The sequence below is a fragment of the Collinsella sp. An307 genome, assembly GCF_002161805.1.
Lineage (GTDB): Bacteria > Actinomycetota > Coriobacteriia > Coriobacteriales > Coriobacteriaceae > Coprousia.
Genome location: NZ_NFIP01000002.1, coordinates 181837 through 198767, shown reverse-complemented (window position 1 = coordinate 198767; position 16931 = coordinate 181837). Strand labels below are relative to the sequence as shown.

Annotated in this window: 12 protein-coding genes and 2 tRNA genes; 6 read left to right on the top strand and 8 right to left on the bottom strand. The window is 63.5% G+C overall.

Annotation, left to right across the window (positions count from 1 at the left end; translation table 11 throughout):
* The first annotated feature begins 77 nt into the window (after positions 1 to 77).
* Positions 78 to 1820, top strand: coding sequence for an FAD-binding protein (locus B5F89_RS02840; RefSeq protein WP_087430298.1), 1743 nt, complete (start codon positions 78 to 80; stop codon positions 1818 to 1820).
* A 298-nt stretch (positions 1821 to 2118) separates the two neighbouring features.
* Here the strand turns inward: B5F89_RS02840 and B5F89_RS02835 are convergent.
* From B5F89_RS02835 to B5F89_RS02820, 4 genes are all read right to left on the bottom strand, one after another.
* Positions 2119 to 2195: transfer RNA gene (locus B5F89_RS02835), tRNA-Lys, on the bottom strand.
* An 18-nt stretch (positions 2196 to 2213) separates the two neighbouring features.
* Positions 2214 to 2290 (bottom strand) — tRNA-His (locus B5F89_RS02830).
* A gap of 136 nt (positions 2291 to 2426) precedes the next feature.
* Positions 2427 to 2879, bottom strand: a complete 453-nt coding sequence (locus B5F89_RS02825) for a VanZ family protein (RefSeq protein ID WP_087430297.1) — start codon at positions 2877 to 2879, stop codon at positions 2427 to 2429.
* A 5-nt stretch (positions 2880 to 2884) separates the two neighbouring features.
* The gene (locus tag B5F89_RS02820) at positions 2885 to 3994 is read right to left on the bottom strand and encodes a hypothetical protein (protein WP_087430296.1); all 1110 of its coding nucleotides are present in this window, start codon (positions 3992 to 3994) and stop codon (positions 2885 to 2887) included.
* A gap of 371 nt (positions 3995 to 4365) precedes the next feature.
* On the opposite strand from B5F89_RS02820, the gene B5F89_RS02815 reads away from it, so the two are divergent.
* Complete coding sequence (locus tag B5F89_RS02815; protein ID WP_087430295.1) at positions 4366 to 5148, top strand: SDR family NAD(P)-dependent oxidoreductase; 783 nt, start codon at positions 4366 to 4368, stop codon at positions 5146 to 5148.
* A 106-nt stretch (positions 5149 to 5254) separates the two neighbouring features.
* Here B5F89_RS02815 and rho read toward each other — a convergent pair whose 3' ends face one another.
* Together rho and B5F89_RS02805 are read right to left on the bottom strand one after the other, a co-directional pair.
* Entirely contained in the window at positions 5255 to 7417 is a 2163-nt protein-coding gene (rho, locus tag B5F89_RS02810) for a transcription termination factor Rho (protein ID WP_239286644.1), read from the bottom strand.
* Between the two features lie 310 nt (positions 7418 to 7727).
* Positions 7728 to 8228 (bottom strand): CarD family transcriptional regulator, encoded by a 501-nt coding sequence (locus tag B5F89_RS02805; RefSeq protein ID WP_087430294.1) that lies wholly within the window; start codon positions 8226 to 8228, stop codon positions 7728 to 7730.
* 331 nt (positions 8229 to 8559) lie between these two features.
* Between B5F89_RS02805 and B5F89_RS02800 the strand changes: the two genes are divergently transcribed.
* From B5F89_RS02800 to B5F89_RS02790, 3 genes are all read left to right on the top strand, one after another.
* On the top strand, positions 8560 to 10401 hold the full coding sequence (locus B5F89_RS02800) for an arginine--tRNA ligase (protein ID WP_087430293.1): 1842 nt from the start codon (positions 8560 to 8562) through the stop codon (positions 10399 to 10401).
* Between the two features lie 12 nt (positions 10402 to 10413).
* A complete protein-coding gene (locus B5F89_RS02795; protein ID WP_087430292.1) occupies positions 10414 to 11022 on the top strand; it encodes an HD family phosphohydrolase in 609 nt (202 codons plus the stop codon).
* Between the two features lie 348 nt (positions 11023 to 11370).
* The gene (locus B5F89_RS02790; RefSeq protein WP_087430291.1) at positions 11371 to 12558 is read left to right on the top strand and encodes a hypothetical protein; all 1188 of its coding nucleotides are present in this window, start codon (positions 11371 to 11373) and stop codon (positions 12556 to 12558) included.
* Between the two features lie 221 nt (positions 12559 to 12779).
* On the opposite strand, the gene B5F89_RS02785 is transcribed toward B5F89_RS02790, so the two are convergent.
* On the bottom strand, positions 12780 to 14075 hold the full coding sequence (locus tag B5F89_RS02785; RefSeq protein ID WP_087430290.1) for a glutamate-5-semialdehyde dehydrogenase: 1296 nt from the start codon (positions 14073 to 14075) through the stop codon (positions 12780 to 12782).
* Positions 14076 to 14219: 144 nt separating this feature from the next.
* Here B5F89_RS02785 and B5F89_RS02780 point away from each other — a divergent pair, with 144 nt between their 5' ends.
* Positions 14220 to 15653, top strand: coding sequence for an alpha/beta fold hydrolase (locus B5F89_RS02780; RefSeq protein WP_087430289.1), 1434 nt, complete (start codon positions 14220 to 14222; stop codon positions 15651 to 15653).
* 106 nt (positions 15654 to 15759) lie between these two features.
* On the opposite strand, the gene proB is transcribed toward B5F89_RS02780, so the two are convergent.
* On the bottom strand, positions 15760 to 16905 hold the full coding sequence (gene proB, locus B5F89_RS02775; protein ID WP_087430288.1) for a glutamate 5-kinase: 1146 nt from the start codon (positions 16903 to 16905) through the stop codon (positions 15760 to 15762).
* Between the last annotated feature and the right edge of the window lie 26 nt (positions 16906 to 16931).

Sequence of the window (16931 nt, the reverse complement as noted above, 5' to 3'; positions counted from 1 at the left end):
AAGGCGAGGGCTCGCTCGTCTAACAGAAACTCACTCGCCTAACAGAAACTCACTTGCCCGAATCGAGAGGAATACCTATGGCGCAACACGGCACCGGCTGTAGCTACGACGTGCTCGTCGTGGGGTCCGGCATCGCCGGCATATCGGCAGCCATAGAGGCCGCACGTGCCGGCGCGCACGTTTGCCTCGCCACCCAGGGGAAACCCTTTGGCGGATCGAGTTTCTTTCCCGGCACGTGGGGACTTGGCCTTATCGCCCCAGCAGACGATGCAGACGAGCGCGACCTCGCCGCAACCATCAACGCGGTCGGCTGCAACATGGTGGTCCCTGAGCTTGCCGACACCTTCGTACACGGAATACGCCCTGCCTTAGCGTGGCTCGAGGAGCTCGGTGTCGCTCTCGAGAAACCCGCGGATGCTGCGAGCGCTCAAGAGGACGCCTTCATCCCCTGTTTTGACCATAAACATCGTCTGTGGCGCGGCCTTACACGCACGAGCATGGAGCGCGCCTTCGGCCGGGAGATCGAGCGCCTGGGCATCGATGTTCGAGCCGGATGGGAGCTTATCGATCTAATCGACGAGGCGGATACGCCGCTCTCCCCCTCTAGAACTTGTGCCTTCGCTCCCCTTACCGCAAGCCCCTGGAAACAGAACGCGAACGGCTCCCGCGGTGACAGACGCATCCGTGGCGGCATCTTTTTCGATTGCGCGCGTCAACGCATGGCCACCCTCTCCTCGCGCGCAACCGTTCTCGCCACCGGCGGCACCAGCGGTCTTTTTGCACGACGCCTTACCGCGCGCGACGTCACGAGCTCGGTCCAGGGCATCGCGCTCGCGCACGGCTGTACCCTCATCAATATCGAATTCATGCAGATGATGCCTGGGCTCATCGCGCCTAAGCGCAATCTCGTCTTCAACGAGAAATCGTTTCGCTACGCTGATACCGACCCCGCTCTTGCCAGAGAGCTCCTCATCGAGCGGAGCAGCCACGGACCGTTCACCGTGCGGTTAGCAACACGTGAGGTCGACCTTGCCATCGCCGCTTGCGGCGAGCGGGGCATGAAGGTCCGCTACCACTTCCCCAAACAGAACGTCCCCGAGTTTGTGCGCACATTCAGCTCTTGGCTCAGCGACGCACAGGGCATTGGGGCGGACGAGGAACTCGCCATCGCACTTTACGCCCATGCATCGAACGGCGGTATCCTCATTGATAGCGACGGGCGCTGCGGACCTGCAGGGCTCTATGCCGCAGGTGAGGCCACGGGAGGCATGCACGGCGCCGACCGTATCGGCGGGCTCTCAAGCGCCAACGGGCTCGTCTTTGGCAGGCGAGCGGGCAGAGCTGCTGCCACATATGCGTTGAGTGCTAACGGCGACAAAGCAGAAAGCGCGCCGCACGCCGTCTCATATCCACAGGATGCCGGATATCGTTCCTCTACCGAGATGGTCCGCCTCCCTCTGCCCACGAGCGTTGACACCGCCGCGATGACTGATGAGCTTCACCGCGTGATGCAGCGCTCTGCAATGCTTCCGCGAACCGCAGAGGGACTTACCGACGCCCTGAGCAGACTGGAGGAGCTAGAGAGGCGCGTGCGGGCACGAGATAGCCATAGCGGGGCTACAGGGCCCTCAAGCGAGATGCCGGCCAGCACCCAAGCGCAGGCCGCAACGTTGGGTGCCCAACTGCTTCTCGGGCGGGCAATGCTTACCGCCATGCTTGCGCGCGCGGAAAGTCGCGGAGCTCACTTTCGGGCGGACTGTCCCGAACAGAATCGGGATTACAGCCAACCAAACATCATCCTCTTGTCATCACCAAGGTAGTACCCGACAAAAATGCAAGTATTCAACAATCTTATACGCTCTTCCAAAGTAGAACGCCCACGTCGCTCCCTATTTCCCAAGGATTCGAACGTATGGCAAAGCGCCCTATCCCGGCAGAAGGACATAGGTTGTTGAATAACTGATATTCCTGTCGAGTGAATCGGAAATCGCGCCCGCCAGGTCACTTTGAGACAGAAAGAGCAAACCCTCACAGCGCAAGCGATCCTCGCTGCGTTTGCGTCCGTTGCCGAGACAAAGAAAAACGGAAACCAAATTGATGGTTTCCGCAGGTAAATCGTGGTGGACCGTCAGGGATTCGAACCCTGGACCTTGGGATTAAGAGTCCCCTGCTCTAGCCAGCTGAGCTAACGGTCCAATATGTCTGGAAACTGATGGGGTGGGTACAGGGACTCGAACCCTGGACCTACGGGACCACAACCCGTCGCTCTAGCCAACTGGGCTACACCCACCATGTCTCCGTGCGCAGTGCGCTTAGCTATTATGACAGTCCTCGCAGGCGCGCGCAAGCCCCAATTTGAAGAAAAATCCCCTCTTTAGGATTCTTGTGAAATGCGCAGGTAGGGAACGATTTCTTACGTACTAGGACTACGCTTCCGCGCGAACGTGATCGACGATCCAGCTTACCGCGCACGTCAGGAGAACACCCGTCAGCGCACCGCAGCAATCAATGGCAACATCGGTCAGCAACCCGGACCGCCCCGGAACAAAAAGCTGAATCGTCTCATCGATCGACGGCACCATGACCAGAAAGACTGCAAGGTAAAGCAAATCAATCCGCCATGCAATCCTCGTCACGCAAAACGCGCGCGCGGCGAGGACCCCCAACACGAGGTATTCGGTGAAATGAGCGGTCTTGCGCACGAGGAAGTTCGTTACCCATGCAGACGGCGCGCCCACCGCGTCGAGAACCGAGCGAATCGTATCGACCACAAACAGGCTGAGACCGCCGCTCCCCTCCCCGGGGACCAGCGAGTTACCCCAGATAAAGAGTGAGAAGACGAGCGCGGCGACGAGCCAGGGCTTTGAAATTCCACCCACGCTCTTTAAGCCTCCGCACGCAGACGAGGCAGCGCTGCAGTACCGCCCTGAATGACGCTCAGGTACTCACGGCTCGTACGACGGACGCTCTTGGAGGGCACGTGGTCGAACTCATCCTCGATGAGCTCGTTGACATGCATATGACGCTCTGTGGCAAGAGCCCCCTCGTTTACCGCGGCCGCGCGCTCGGGGCTCGGCGGAACCGCTGTGGGCTGCGTGAGTGCCGCAGCGGGACGCATGTGCTTGCCCATGTAGACGCTGTCCGTAGATTCTGCCTCGGGTGTAGTCTCTTCCGCGAGGATGGCGAGGGCGGACGCCCACATGTCCTCATGACCCGAGTAATCGGCCATCTCGACCGTGGGCACGGTCTCGGTCTCCTCATGGTGCATGACCTCGATGGGATCGCGCGAGATGCGCTTGGAGGCAAGCTCCTCGCCATCGATGCTGTCGAGGGAAGCGATGGCGGCAAGGCGCGCGGAATCGGTATCGTAGGCGTCGTCCGCGGCGATCTTGGAGGTCTGCGCGGGCTCGGGCTCGCTCGCCACGCCGGCGAGCGCCATGAACACAGCGCTGGAATCCGCCACTGGCTCGCTCGCGGGTGCAGCAGCAGCACTCTCTGCACGCTCGCTCTCGCGCTTGAGCTCCTCGAACGCGATCTCGTAGATATCCTTGGAGTAGCGCGGGTCACAGCTGATGGGCGACGACTCGTCGAGCATCGAATCGATCTCCGCCCACGCCTCCGCCTCGCTGGGCGCACCTTGGGCACGCGCGATCACGGGAACGCCCTTGGGAGCGCGGCGGCCGCCGAAGAAGCGCTCGACATCGGCCTCATCTGCCTCACCGAACAGGCTTGTAGAGGTGGCGGCGTAGTCGTGCGACTCGGCCTCGGCAGCGGCGGTACGCTCGGAGCCGCGCATCGCCATGTAGCCGACGAGCGCGTTGACACCGGCACCGGCAAGGGCACCGGCGGCGAACGGCAGCGCGCATGTGGACACGACCGCATGGGCCTCTTCAAACGGAATGGTGGCGATGAACGCAGCGGCGGGCACCACGACACCTGCGCCGCAGGTCAGACCGGCGGCGATGGCACGCGCGCGAGTGCATTGAGAAGCCATCTGGATACTCCTTCAACCCATCCGACCCGCCATAAGGGCATGCGGGACGAACCGTATACGGCATCGCTCTAGAAACGGATGATGAAGGCTGCGGGAAGACCCGGGCAACGGATGAGGGTACATTTCATCTGCGTTTTCCGTCGCGATGGTCCCATTATGCGAGAGCTCTGTACAAAATGCAAGCTCAGCGCCGTCTTTTTGCCGCGAACGGCACCGATTCAACGACCGTTCAAAGACCGGGTAACGCGAACATGCCTGCTCGAGCTCTTCCGCCCGCCAATTGCTGCATGCGCGGTCGTTCTTTGGGGAACAACATGAGCAATAGGCCACTGTTGCGTTGCACGCCGCAACGCATGCCGAAAGGGGTCCCCATGCCGCGTATCGCTATTGTCACCGGTGCCTCGTCAGGTCTCGGCAGGGAGTTCGTCCGCCTCATAGACTCAGGGGTTGCGGGGCAGGTGGATGAAATCTGGGGCATCGGACGTCGGGCCGAGCGCCTTGAGGCGCTTGTGCGCATCGCCAAGACGCCGGTGAGGGCGTTTTGCTTCGACCTCGGTGTCCTCGACTCCTTCGATGTGATAGAGGAGGCACTCGCCAAGACCGAAGGCGCCGAGGTAACGCTTCTCATCAACTGCGCAGGAAGCGGCAGCTTTGGGCGCTTCGGCGAGCAGAGCAGCACCTCAGCGTCCGACATGGCGGCCATCCTCGTGCGCGCACCCGTGGAGCTCACCTACCGCGCGCTCCCCTATCTGGTGCCTGGTTCAAGCATCATCAACATCTCGAGCGTAGCCGCCTTCATGCCCCAGCCCGATCTGGCCGTCTACGCGGCGGCGAAGCGCTTCGTTCTCGATTTCTCGCGTGCGCTCGCCGTCGAGCTCGAGGGGACGGGCATCACCGTCTGCGCTGTCTGCCCCAAGCCGATGCGCACCGGCTTCTTCGACGCGCCGGGCGATATCGAGACCGCTGCGCGCATCACCCGCGCCCTGGGCTTTGAGAAGGTCGAGCGTGTCGCACGCAAAGCGCTCAAGGCGGCATCACGCGGACGAGACCTCTGCATACCCGCGCCCGAGATGCGCGCCTACTACGCGGCAGCCCACGTTTTGCCCTACCGCGCGCTCATCGCCCTGCAGCGCAAGATAGGAACCATCACCTAACACGGCCATCCCGGACAGAGGAAGGCCCCCTATCTGAGCGATTCGCAACGCGGCACCGAAGGTGCTGAACTCAGAGAGGGGGCTTCCGCTGTTTGGAGCCGGAAGGTTAGGGCAGCAGGTCGCCGTGCTCCTGAGCGCGCTTGGCGGAGCGGATGAGGAACTCGCTGTTGGAGTTCGTACCGCGCAGGCCCTTGATGAAGGCAGACGCGGCGCGCTCGGTGTTGCTCATGGACGCAAGCACGCGGCGGATGCCCCACACGAAGGGGCGCATCTGCTCGTCGATCAAGAGGTCCTCGTTGCGCGTGCCCGAGGCAACCGGATCGATCGCCGGGAAGATGCGGCGGTCGGCAAGGTCGCGGTCGAGCTTGAGTTCCATGTTGCCCGTGCCCTTGAACTCCTCGAAGATGACCTCGTCCATCTTGGAGCCGGTGTCGATGAGGGCGGACGCGAGAATGGTGAGCGAGCCACCGTTCTCGATGTTGCGCGCAGCACCCAAGAAGCGCTTGGGCGGGTAGAGCGCCGCGGAGTCGACGCCGCCCGACAGGATGCGGCCCGAAGCGGGCGCCGCGAGATTGTAGGCGCGCGCCAGACGGGTGATGGAGTCGAGCACGACCACCACGTCGCCGCCGAGCTCGACGATGCGCTTAGCGCGCTCGATCACGAGCTCCGCCACGCGTGTGTGATTGTCCGCCGGCATGTCGAAGGTCGAAGCAACGACCTCGCCCTTGATGGAGCGCTGCATGTCGGTGACCTCCTCGGGACGCTCGTCCACGAGCAGGCAGATAACGTGCACCTCGGGGTTGTTGATCGAGATGGCCTGGCAGATTTTTTTCAAGATGGTAGTCTTGCCTGCCTTGGGCGGCGAGACGATAAGGCCGCGCTGGCCCTTACCGACGGGTGCCACGATATCGATGGCGCGGCCGGTGATGGAGTCCTTGCCGTGCTCCATCTTGAGGGGCTCGTTGGGGTAGATGGGCGTGAGGTCGCTGAACTTGGGGCGCTTCAGGATCTCCTCGGGGTCGCGGCCGTTCACCGTGACGATTTTGGCGAGAGCCGGGTACTTGTCGTTCGCGCGCGAGGGGCGAACCGAGCCGGTGATGTAATCGCCCGCGCGCAGACGCGCCGCGCGAATGAGGTTCGCCGGCACAAAGGCGTCGTCACGGCTCGCCATGTAGCCGTGGACGCGCAGGTGGCCAAAGCCCTCGTTGGCGATCTCGAGCACGCCCTCCACGTCGCGGAAGCCCTCGGCGCGGGCGGCGGCGGTGTAAACCTCCTCCACGAGCTCGGGCTTCTTCTTGCCGGTGATGTCGATATCGAGCTCGCGGGCCTTGTCGCGGAGCTCGGCGACCTTCATCGCTGCGAGGTCATCGCGCGAGAGCGTGGGCTCGGTGGGAACGTTGTAGCGGTTGTTGCGCTGCTTGCGCTGCTGGCGCTTATCGCGGCGGTCGTTGCGGGCGGGTGCCTGCGCGCCCTGAGCCGCGTCCTGGGCGGCGTGCGTGCGGCGAGCACCACGGGTGCGCGACGGGGTGTCGTCGCCCTCGCGCTTGGCATCCTTGGCTTCGGCCTCGGGCGCGGGGGCGTCGGCGGCGTCCGCCGGCGCGTCCTTAGCGTCCTTGGTGGCCTTAGGCGCCGGGGCGTCCTTTGCGGCGCGGGTACGCTCGGCCTTTGCCTTGGTGCGGCGGCTGCGGCCGGGACGAACGTCAGAGGCGCCCTCGGCATCGCCCGCAGGGGCGGCAGCCTCGACGGCCTCGGAGCTCGACTGGGCAGCCTGCGCGGCAAGTGCTGCCGCGGCGGCCTTCTCCGCCTCGATATAGGCCTTGGGCTTGCGGCCACGACGATGCGGGCGGAGCGCCGGGTCCACAAGCGGGACAGCGCTCTCTGCGGCGCCGTGAGCCGCAGGGGCATCGGCCGGCTGCGAGGCGGTTGCGTCGCCGGCACCAATCATCTCGGCGGCCTGCTCGGCAGCGCGGCGCTGGCGGCGCGCAACCGATGCCTGAGACACCTGGGCCAGGGCGCGCGCCTGAGCGACCTCAGGGGAAACCGCGGCATCCTCAGCGGGAGCCGTCTTGCGCGTACGGCGGCGGGGCTTGGGGGCGTCCTCGGCACCTTCTGCTGCGGGCGCGGCCTCCGCCGCGGGCGCCTTGCGCGTACGGCGGCGACGGGGCTTCTCCGCCGCCTCGGGAGCAGAAGCGCTCTCAGCTGCGGGCACGGGCGCCGCCTGCGCGGGGGCCTCGGCATTCATCTCTGCGGATGCATTTTCATCTGCCACGTTAGCTGCTCTACTTTCTCTCGGTCGGTGCTGATGTGACCGACGAACCTACCACGGCGCGGCAAAGCATCGCGCCGATACAGACCGATTGGCGTGTTCGTACCCCGTCGCCTCGATTGCCAAGGCCTCTGCGTCATGCCATCTGATATCGCTTGAAGGTTTGGCTACACGCACTGGGTGAGAAAAACGAGCGGCAAAGATTCGACTGTACAAGGGGGTAACTAAAACACGCACGTGATTGTAGCACAACCCCCTGCCCGCATAGGGTCAGTATGGGCAAATCAATGGGTGAGCGATTAGTTGCCGCTCATTAATTGTCGCTCGGCTGCACCTGCATCATCTGCTCAAAGCGCGCCTCGATATCGTCCTCGCTGCATTCGAGCGCCACGGCGAGCTCCTCCACCGAGCGGCGATGCGCCTCCTTGAGGACGCGCGCATAGTAGCTGCTCGGCTTCTTAGACAGGCGCTCCGCCTCCCGGATGCGGTGCCGCATGGTCTTGGCCACCCGCATGGTGTCAGGCATGCCGCGCTTGAGAAGCTGTTTGAAGTGGGTTTCCTCCAGCGAGCTGTTGCGCTCCGTAAAGGAGTCGCACTCCATATCGAGATACCCTGCGATCAGGCGCTCGGCCTCCTCACGAGAAACGGTTGCATGCAGCCGGTCGGATTGCGCAACAGGATAGAGCATGCGGGTCCGCGCATGCCCCTGCTTTGATTCGAGGACGAGCATCGGTGCCGCCCCGCCCTCGTCATACCCCGTCACCGTGCAGACGCCCTGCCCGGGATGGATAACGTGCTCTCCGATTCGAAACATGCTTCCTCCGTCTCATAAGCTCAGTTAGATAAGAATAGCATGTTTACGTGCACTTTTGTTGATTCACTACACAAACTCAGCACAATTTACCTGCGCAAACGTTTCAGCATTGTCCGCACAAGACCGCATGGTGGACGCTCGCGGCGCCGTGCCCCCTCGCCGCAGCGGCGCGACGGCCCGTCTGACGGGCGATTTTGCCTCTGTAACCTGCGTGAGGGCACGCGATATGTGCTAGAGTGTTCTTCCGTGTACGGTTATGGGCCGTAAGCTGCGGATTCTGCGCCCCGGACTTGCGCGATTCCGCCTGCGGTGCGACATATGAGGAGGATCCATGCCCGACAAGATCGAGGAGCTGGTGCGCGCAGCGCTCGCCGCCGCGCAAAAGAAGGGCGAGCTGCCCGCATTCGACGTTGCCGACTGCGGCATCGAGCGCCCCCAGGACACCAGCCACGGCGAGTGGACCTCCACGGTGGCGCTTCGCTCCGCAAAGCTCGCCCACCGCGCGCCGCGCGACATTGCCAACGCAATCGCGAACAATATCGACCTCGGCGGCGCCGTTGAGAAGGTCGAGGTCGCGGGCCCCGGCTTCATCAACTTCTATCTCTCCGTTGCGGCAAAGAACGCCGTCTTTGCCGAGGTGCGCGAGCAGGGCGCAGGCTTTGCCCGCTCCAACGTTGGCGAGGGGCAAAAGGTCCAGGTTGAGTTTGTCTCCGCAAATCCGGTTGGACCCATGCACGTCGGCCACGGCCGCTGGGTCGCCATCGGCGACTCGCTCTGCCGCGTCATGGAGCACGCAGGCTATGACGTTGAGCGCGAGTACTACATCAACGACCACGGCAGCCAGATGGACGTCTTTGGCAGCTCCCTCTCCGTGCGCTACCTGCAGCTTCTCACGCTCATGAACGAGCGCGGGCTCACGCTTGGCGCCGCCCACGACGCCCTTGAGGCGGACCGCGTCGCCTTCGTGGACGACGAGGAGGGCGCGCACCCCGAGTCCCATCCCTTCCAGAACGCGTTTATGGATGCCCTCGGCGGCAACGCTTACGGTGGCGGCTACATCATCGACGAGGCCGCACACATTGTGGAGGCGGATGGGGACCGCTGGGCAGCGGTCGCGGACGACGAGCGCATCGCCGCCTTCCGCGAGAACGGCTACCGCCGCATGCTCGACGACATCCGCACCACCTGTGAGGACGCTAACTGCACGTTTGACGTCTGGTTCTCCGAGCGCACGCTCTACGAGAAGGATGACAACGGCCAGACCGCCGTCGACCGCGCCTTCGCCAAGCTCCGCGAGATGGGCTACCTCTACGAGAAGGACGATGCGCTCTGGTTCCGCTCGACCGACCTTGGCGACGACAAGGACCGCGTGCTTGTAAAGGCCAACGGCGAGTACACCTACTTTGCCTCCGACGTCGCGTACCACTGGAACAAGTTCCAGCGCGTCGAGCACGTCATCGACATCTGGGGCGCCGACCACCACGGCTACATCGAGCGCGTGCGCTGCGTGTGCGACGCCCTTGGCTACCCCGGGCGCTTTGAGGTGCTGCTCGGCCAGCTCGTGAACCTGTTGCGCTCAGGCAAGCCGGTGCGCATGTCCAAGCGCCGCGGCACGATGGTCACCTTCCGCGAGCTGCTGGATGAGGTCGGCGCCGACGCCGCGCGCTACACGCTCATCTCCCGCTCATCCAACCAGATGATCGACTTCGATATCGACGCCGTCAAAGAGAAAAGCAACGCCAACCCGGTCTATTACGTGCAGTACGCACACGCACGCATCTGCTCGATTCTGCGCCGCGCCGCCGGCGTGAGCCCCGAGGAGGCGGCGGAGATCGGTATGGACGAGGTCGCGCGCCGCGCTGTTGGCGAGGATGTGAACCTCTCGGTGCTCTCGGACCCAACCGAGCTCGCGCTCGCCCGCAAGATCTCTGAGCTCGAGGAGCTCATCGCGAGCTGCGCCCGCGACCGCGCGCCGTTCCGCCTCACCCACTTTGCCGAGGAGCTCGCCGGCGCCTACCACGCGTTCTACCACGACTGCCAGGTGCTCCCGAGCGAGGGGCGCCCGGTCGACGAGGAGCTCTCGCGCGCCCGCCTTGCTGTCTGCGATGCGGTGCGCATCGTGCTCGCGCTCGTGCTTTCGCTCGTGGGCGTCTCCGCCCCCGAGGTCATGTAGGGAGGAGAAACGATGTCGGAAACCCTTTCTGCCGGTATGACCCGCGAGCAGGCGTATGAGCTGCTCGCCGCGCACAACCACGATCCGTTCCACCTCGAGCACGGCGAGACGGTGGAGGGCGTCATGCGCTACTTCGCCCGTGAGCTCGACCCGGACAACGTCGAGTTCTGGGGCATCGTCGGCCTCCTGCACGACCTCGACTGGGAGGAGCATGCCGACGAGCCCGAGCGCCATACGCTCTTTGCGGCGCCGCTCATAGAGGAGGCGGGCGGTACGCCTGAACTCGTGCGGGCCGTGCAGAGCCACTGCTCGGACTTCAACCCGGACCTCCCCCACCCCGAGCTTGAAATGGAGAAGATTCTCTTCGCCTGCGAGGAGCTTACCGGCCTCATCGGCGCTGCCGTGGTGATGCGCCCCTCCAAGAGCGTCATGGACTTCAACGTCAAATCGCTGAAGAAGAAGTTCAAGGACAAGCGCTTTGCCGCGGGCGTGAACCGCGACACGATTCGCCATGGCGCGGAGATGCTCGGCTGGGAGCTCGACGAGCTCTTTGCCCGCACCATCGAGGCGATGCAGAGCTTCGCGCCTGACCGCGACACTTTCGGCAAAGAGGACGCCTAGACACGCGCCCGCGCCGCACGCCCAAAGCTTCGTCCAACCCATCGCCGCCCTATCAGTGCAATCTGATGGGGCGGCGTTTTGTGTTGTTTTCCGATATTTCGAAATCAATTGCGGTGTCAAAGAGGCGCCCTCTTTCCCCCTTCGGGTCAATAGACGTATCTAGAGATTGAAATATCAGGCCTTCTACCTGCTTGTTTCTTACGTTCTGCAACCCTGTCAGATAGTGAGCAGATAACGTTTCACCGATTGTCAGGTATCTGTTGGAGGCATGAGGATATCTGTAAGACGTCCATGGGATTCTTATCTCTATGGAGCACTGACAGCTCCGTCTAGCGATCGGGGGATTACATGGTCATCATCATTGGGGAATCGGCTCTTGCATACTGGCGAACACCGCCCTGCGTTCGCGACGTAGAAATCTCTCTCGCGAACCTCCCAGACGCCTATCGGCCCGACACCAAGGTTGCACAGCGGCTGGCACGAGAGCGCCCCAATGACGGGGCGGCGATTCGCAAAATCAGAGGGCGGGTTTTATCCGACTTAAAGGGTATACCGCTTCCCATACGTATCATCACCGATGAAATGCAGCGCGTCGGCGACAGCCCCATCGTTTCCATTCGTCGAGGCAATGCCCCGGCAATCAGGCCGTTTTGCGTGGACTTGGGAAACGACCTATTCGTGGCATCCCCCGAGCTCGCGATTGCGCAGGCCGCCAGAGGGCGGACCGATGCGGCGCTTCTCCACCTGATGTATGAGGCGTGCGGAATATATGCGCTCTTCTATCCCACCAAGCGGGCGCAGCTCGTCCTGTCATCCCTACCCCAAGAGCAACTGAGTGGTAGCCCCATTACTGCCTACTCCGACGAATTTGGAATCCCCCTGACCTTTGACGAAACCGGCTCGCAGCGCTGGAGCTACTGTGAGGGCAAGAACCCTCGCAAGGGAACGCTCTGGAAGCGACCTCCCCTTGCTACCCATGAGCAGCTGAAGGACGCGTACAGAGAAATCAAAGAGGTCAACGGTATCGTCAGGGCGCGAAGCTTGGCTCCGTTTGTGCTGGACGGTTCCGGCTCTCCCCTTGAGACAACCATGTGCCTATTGGAGTTTCTGCCCGCCTATAGAGGCGGCGAGCAGTGGGAGATTCCCCATCTGAACAGAACGGTCCTCCTGAACGAAAACGCGCGAAACATTCAGGACAGCGACCATCTCGTAGCAGACCAAGAATGGCATAACAGGCTGGCGATTCTTGAGGTAAACAGCATGGGCCATCATGCAGACCCCACCGGATTTGCACGGACCTCTCGACGACGCGTCTCGCTCGAGGCGATGGGCTACGTCGTCCGAGAAATAAACTATGAGCAGATTGAAGACCTGGATAAGCTCAATATCATTTTGGAAAGCTATGCCGAACCGCTCGGGCTCAAGCACTGCCCGCGGACGGCTTCGTTCCTCGATGCACGTGAACGTCTGCATAGGGACCTGTTCTCCATCCCCGGCATCCACGGCAAAGCCCTGAAGAATGATCCCGGTTGGTAACGAACGAGAGGAGGTTACTTAGACATAGTCACGGCAAATAACTTAAAAATGCGCCTCAGCACTTCGCTTATCGACAAAGAATTACAGGTAAGCGCTACGCAGCCTCACTGATGTGATTCTAAGGCACGCTATTTCCCGTGACTATGTCAGATTAACCCCCCGTTCGAGGGAAGCTGCGCTATATCCCGGCTGAGGTTGCGGCGCGACAGCGCATTGCGGTGCTACGGGCGAACCTGGCCCGTGCCACGAATTTCGTACTTATAGGTAGTGAGCGCTTCGGCGGCAAAGGGCCCGCGAGCGTGCAGCTTCTGCGTGGAAATGCCGATCTCGGCCCCCAAGCCGAACTCGCCACCGTCGGTGAAGCGCGTGCTCGCGTTGGCATAGACCGAGCTTGCATCGACTTCGGTAAGGAAACGCTCGCAAGCCGCCTCGTCGGCGGCGACTATTGCCTCCGAATGATGCGTTCCATAGCGGTTGATGTGCGCAATCGCCTCACCGATACCAGAGACCACCTTGACGGAGATCTCCAGGGCAAGATATTCGCGGCCCCAATCGTCCTCGGTGGCGGGCACGAAATCGGCACCCTCCGCGAGGCCAAGACCGCGTGCGATATCGCACGTAGCAGCATCACCGTGCACCAACACATCGTGCGCTCGCAGGACAGGAAGCATCTCGGTGAGAAACGGATTGGCTATCCTCTCGTCCACGAGCAGGGATTCCGCCGCGTTGCACACGCCAACACGCTGGGTCTTAGCGTTTACGATGATATCCTTTGCCCGCTCAAAATCAGCGCTTTCGTGCACGTAGATATGGCAGTTACCCGTTCCCGTCTCGATGACAGGAACCGATGCCTCGCGCACGCAGCGCTCGATAAGGCCCGCCCCGCCGCGCGGAATGAGCACGTCCACGATGCCGCGCAGCCCCATAAGGACACCTGTCGCGGCGCGATCGGTCGTCTCGATGATAGAAACTGCCTCACGCGGAAAACCGCTCGCCTCAACGGCGTCGGCGAGCACGTGCGCGATGGCCGCGCAGGAGCGCTGCGCGATGGAGCCGCCGCGCAGAATACAGGCGTTACCAGTGCGAATGCAGATGCCGGCGGCGTCGGCCGTGACGTTGGGGCGCGCCTCGTAAACCATCGCGACAAGACCGAGCGGCACGCTTACCTTCGTGAGGTCGAGGCCGCAATCAATCGTTCGGTGCTCGAGCACGCGACCGACCGGATCGGGCAGCGCTGCCAAAGACTCGAGCCCCGCCGCCATGCCCTCGATGCGCTCAGAAGTGAGCAGCAATCGATCGAGCAGGCCCGCATTGATGCCGGACGCGCGAGCCACGTCCATGTCTTGCGCGTTTGCGGCGAGAATCTCGTCGGCGCGCTCGCGTAGCGCGCCCGCCATCGCGCGAACCGCAGCGCACCGGGCTTCATCCGAGGCGAAACCGAGCGGACGGGACGCCTCCTTGGCCGTACGGGCGAGCTCCTCAACGTAGGCGGCGATGTCATTCTGCGCGATTTCCATGGGTGCTCCTGTCAGACGGAAGCTTGTACCGAACCGGTATCTTCGCATGGTACCCGATACCGCGCCGCTATGGGTATCATGAGCACAATGGAAATGTTCGCGGGGCGCTCGCGCCCGCTCAAAGATGTAGCGACAGGAGACCTGATGACTAAGCTCGCCAGCTATTACGTACCCGGCATGTATGTCGAGGACCACGCTATCGACGTTCCCCTCGACTGGCGAGGGCTCGAGCCAGCGCTCCTGGCCATGGGGCTCACCCTGCGCGCCGGCGCCTTCCCCGACCCCATCGCCGGCGCTCCGGAGTCGTTGAAACTCTTCTACCGCGTCCTTTGCGCGCCGGAGCATGTGCATGATGACCTACCGCTTTTGGTCTTTCTCCAGGGAGGCCCCGGCGGCGAGGGTCCGCGTCCGACCTCCCCCACTGCCGACGGTTGGATTGCCGAGGCCCTCAAGCACTTCCGCGTCATACTCCCCGACCAGCGCGGTACCGGCCGTTCGAGCCACGTCTCCGGGCGCACCATCACCGCACTCGGCGAGCGCGCCAGCGCCGCGGGGGCGGACCCCACCCGCGCCCAGGCGGATTTCCTCAAGCGCCTGCTCGCACCCTCAATCGTGCGTGATTTAGAGTACCTGCGCCTCACCGCCTTTAAGGGCAAGCCGTGGGTGACGCTCGGGCAGAGCTACGGCGGTTTTCTCACGCTCGCCTACCTCTCGGCCTACCCCACGGGTATCAGCGCCGCCTTCGTCGCGGGAGGGATTCCTCACGTGCCGGCGAGCGCGGGCGAGGTCTATGCGCACACCTTCCCTCGGATGGCCATGAAAACCCTGCAGTACTACGAGCGCTATCCCGAGGACGCGGCGCGCGTGGCGGCGATGGCAGACCGCCTGTCCGCAGGCGACGTTGTCCTTCCCGACGGAAGTCCCTTCACCGTGGCGCGCCTGCAGCTTCTGGGCAGCGACTTTGGCATGAAGCCGAGTTTCGAGCGGATGCACTGGCTTTTTGACCACGCGTTTGAGGCGGCCGATGGCAACATTCCAACAGACCCGGCTGGCGCGGAGCTATCTGACGCCTTCCTCATGGGCGTGCTCGACCGCACCACGACGCGCCAGAACCCGCTGTACTGGACGCTCCAGGAGCTCATCTACGCCGACGGCACCTGCGCGCCCATCGGCTGGGCGGCCGAGCGCGAGCGCGCAGGGCGTCCGGAGTTCGACGCCGGCGCGCGGCCTCTCCTGTTCACCGGCGAGGCCTGCTTCCCCTGGATGTTTGCCGAGATGCCCGAGCTTAAACCGTTCGCACCGGCAATGGAGCTCATCATGACGGATACCGAGTTTGACCGTGTTTACAACCCGGTGCGCCTCGCAGCAAACGAGGTGCCACTCCAGGCGGCCGTCTACTTCGACGACATGTACGTGGATGCCAAGCTTCAGCTCGACACGCTCTCGCGCGTGGGCGCGAGCCACGCCTGGGTTACCAACGAATTCGAGCACGACGGCCTGCATGGTGACACGGTGTTCGCACACCTCTTTACCGAAGCGCTCGAGCGAGGCGACCTCGAGCGAGCGCTGCGTAGCTAGCACAGAACAGGCAGGCGCGGCCCGGCTGTTACGTAAGCACGCGGAACGCACGAGCTACGCGGATAAGCGCCGCCCAGCGACCATGCGGCCGCACGTGATGCAGCGGCTATGCGAATACGATCATGTTGTCGCGATGAACTGCGGGGCGCTCCGCGAGCGCGGCAAGCAGGCGGTTGCCGGCGAGCTCCTCCTGGCGCCGCCCCGAGGCGAGGGCGAGCTCATCTGAGCTGGCACCGGCAAGACCGCGCGCAATCACGAACCCATCTGGATCGCAGATATCGAGCACCGCATCCGCATCGAACGCTCCATCGACCGCTGTGATGCCCACCGGCAAAAGCGACGAACCGTGCTCGACAAGCGCGCGGGCAGCTCCGGCATCCACGGTAAGACGCCCGTGGGCGGCATCGCCAAGCGCAATCCAGAGCTTGCGCGGAGCGATGTCGAGCCTGTCCGCCGGCGGCACAAAGATCGTGCCCACCGCCTCGCCGTCTGCCAAGCGCACGAGCGGACGCTCCTCCTCGCCACTTGCAATGACGCTCGGGATACCCGCGGTCATAAGGATGCGGCTCGCGCGAACCTTGGTGATCATGCCGCCCGTCCCAACCGCCGAGGCGGAGTCGCCAGCAGCACCGATGATAGCGGCGTCGATATGCTCTACACACGGAATCAGGCGGGCGGAGGGGTCATGTGCGGGATTGGCGGTGTAAAGACCGTCGATATCGGAAAGCGTGACGCAGAGGTCGGCCGAAACAAGGCAGGCCACGAGCGCTGCCAGCGTGTCGTTGTCGCCGAAGCGGATCTCGTCCACCACCACCGTGTCGTTCTCGTTCACCACGGGCACGACGCCGAGCTCGATCAGGCGCGTTAGGGTATCGCGCGCATGCAGGTAAGAGGTGCGGCTCGCCGTGTCCGAACGGGTGAGCAACACGAGCGAAGTAAGCAGGTCGCGTGAGCGGAACTCCTCGTCGTAGGCGGCGGAGAGCACGCACTGCCCCACCGACGCGCAGGCCTGAAGGCTCGGCATGTCGGTCGGGCGGCGGTCAAAACCCAGCACGGGCGCACCGCAGGCGATAGCGCCCGAGCTCACGACCACGAGAGCCCAGCCGCGACGGGCAAGCTCGGCCGCCTGGTCGGCGAGCGCGGCGATAAAGGCGCGGTCGGGGCCGTCCGCCCCGCGGACGAGCGTGGATGAGCCGATTTTCACCACCATGACGCGTGGGCGGCCGGACGCGGCGGGTCGGGCAGCAGCCATGTGACCTCCTTGCGCGAGGAATGTTG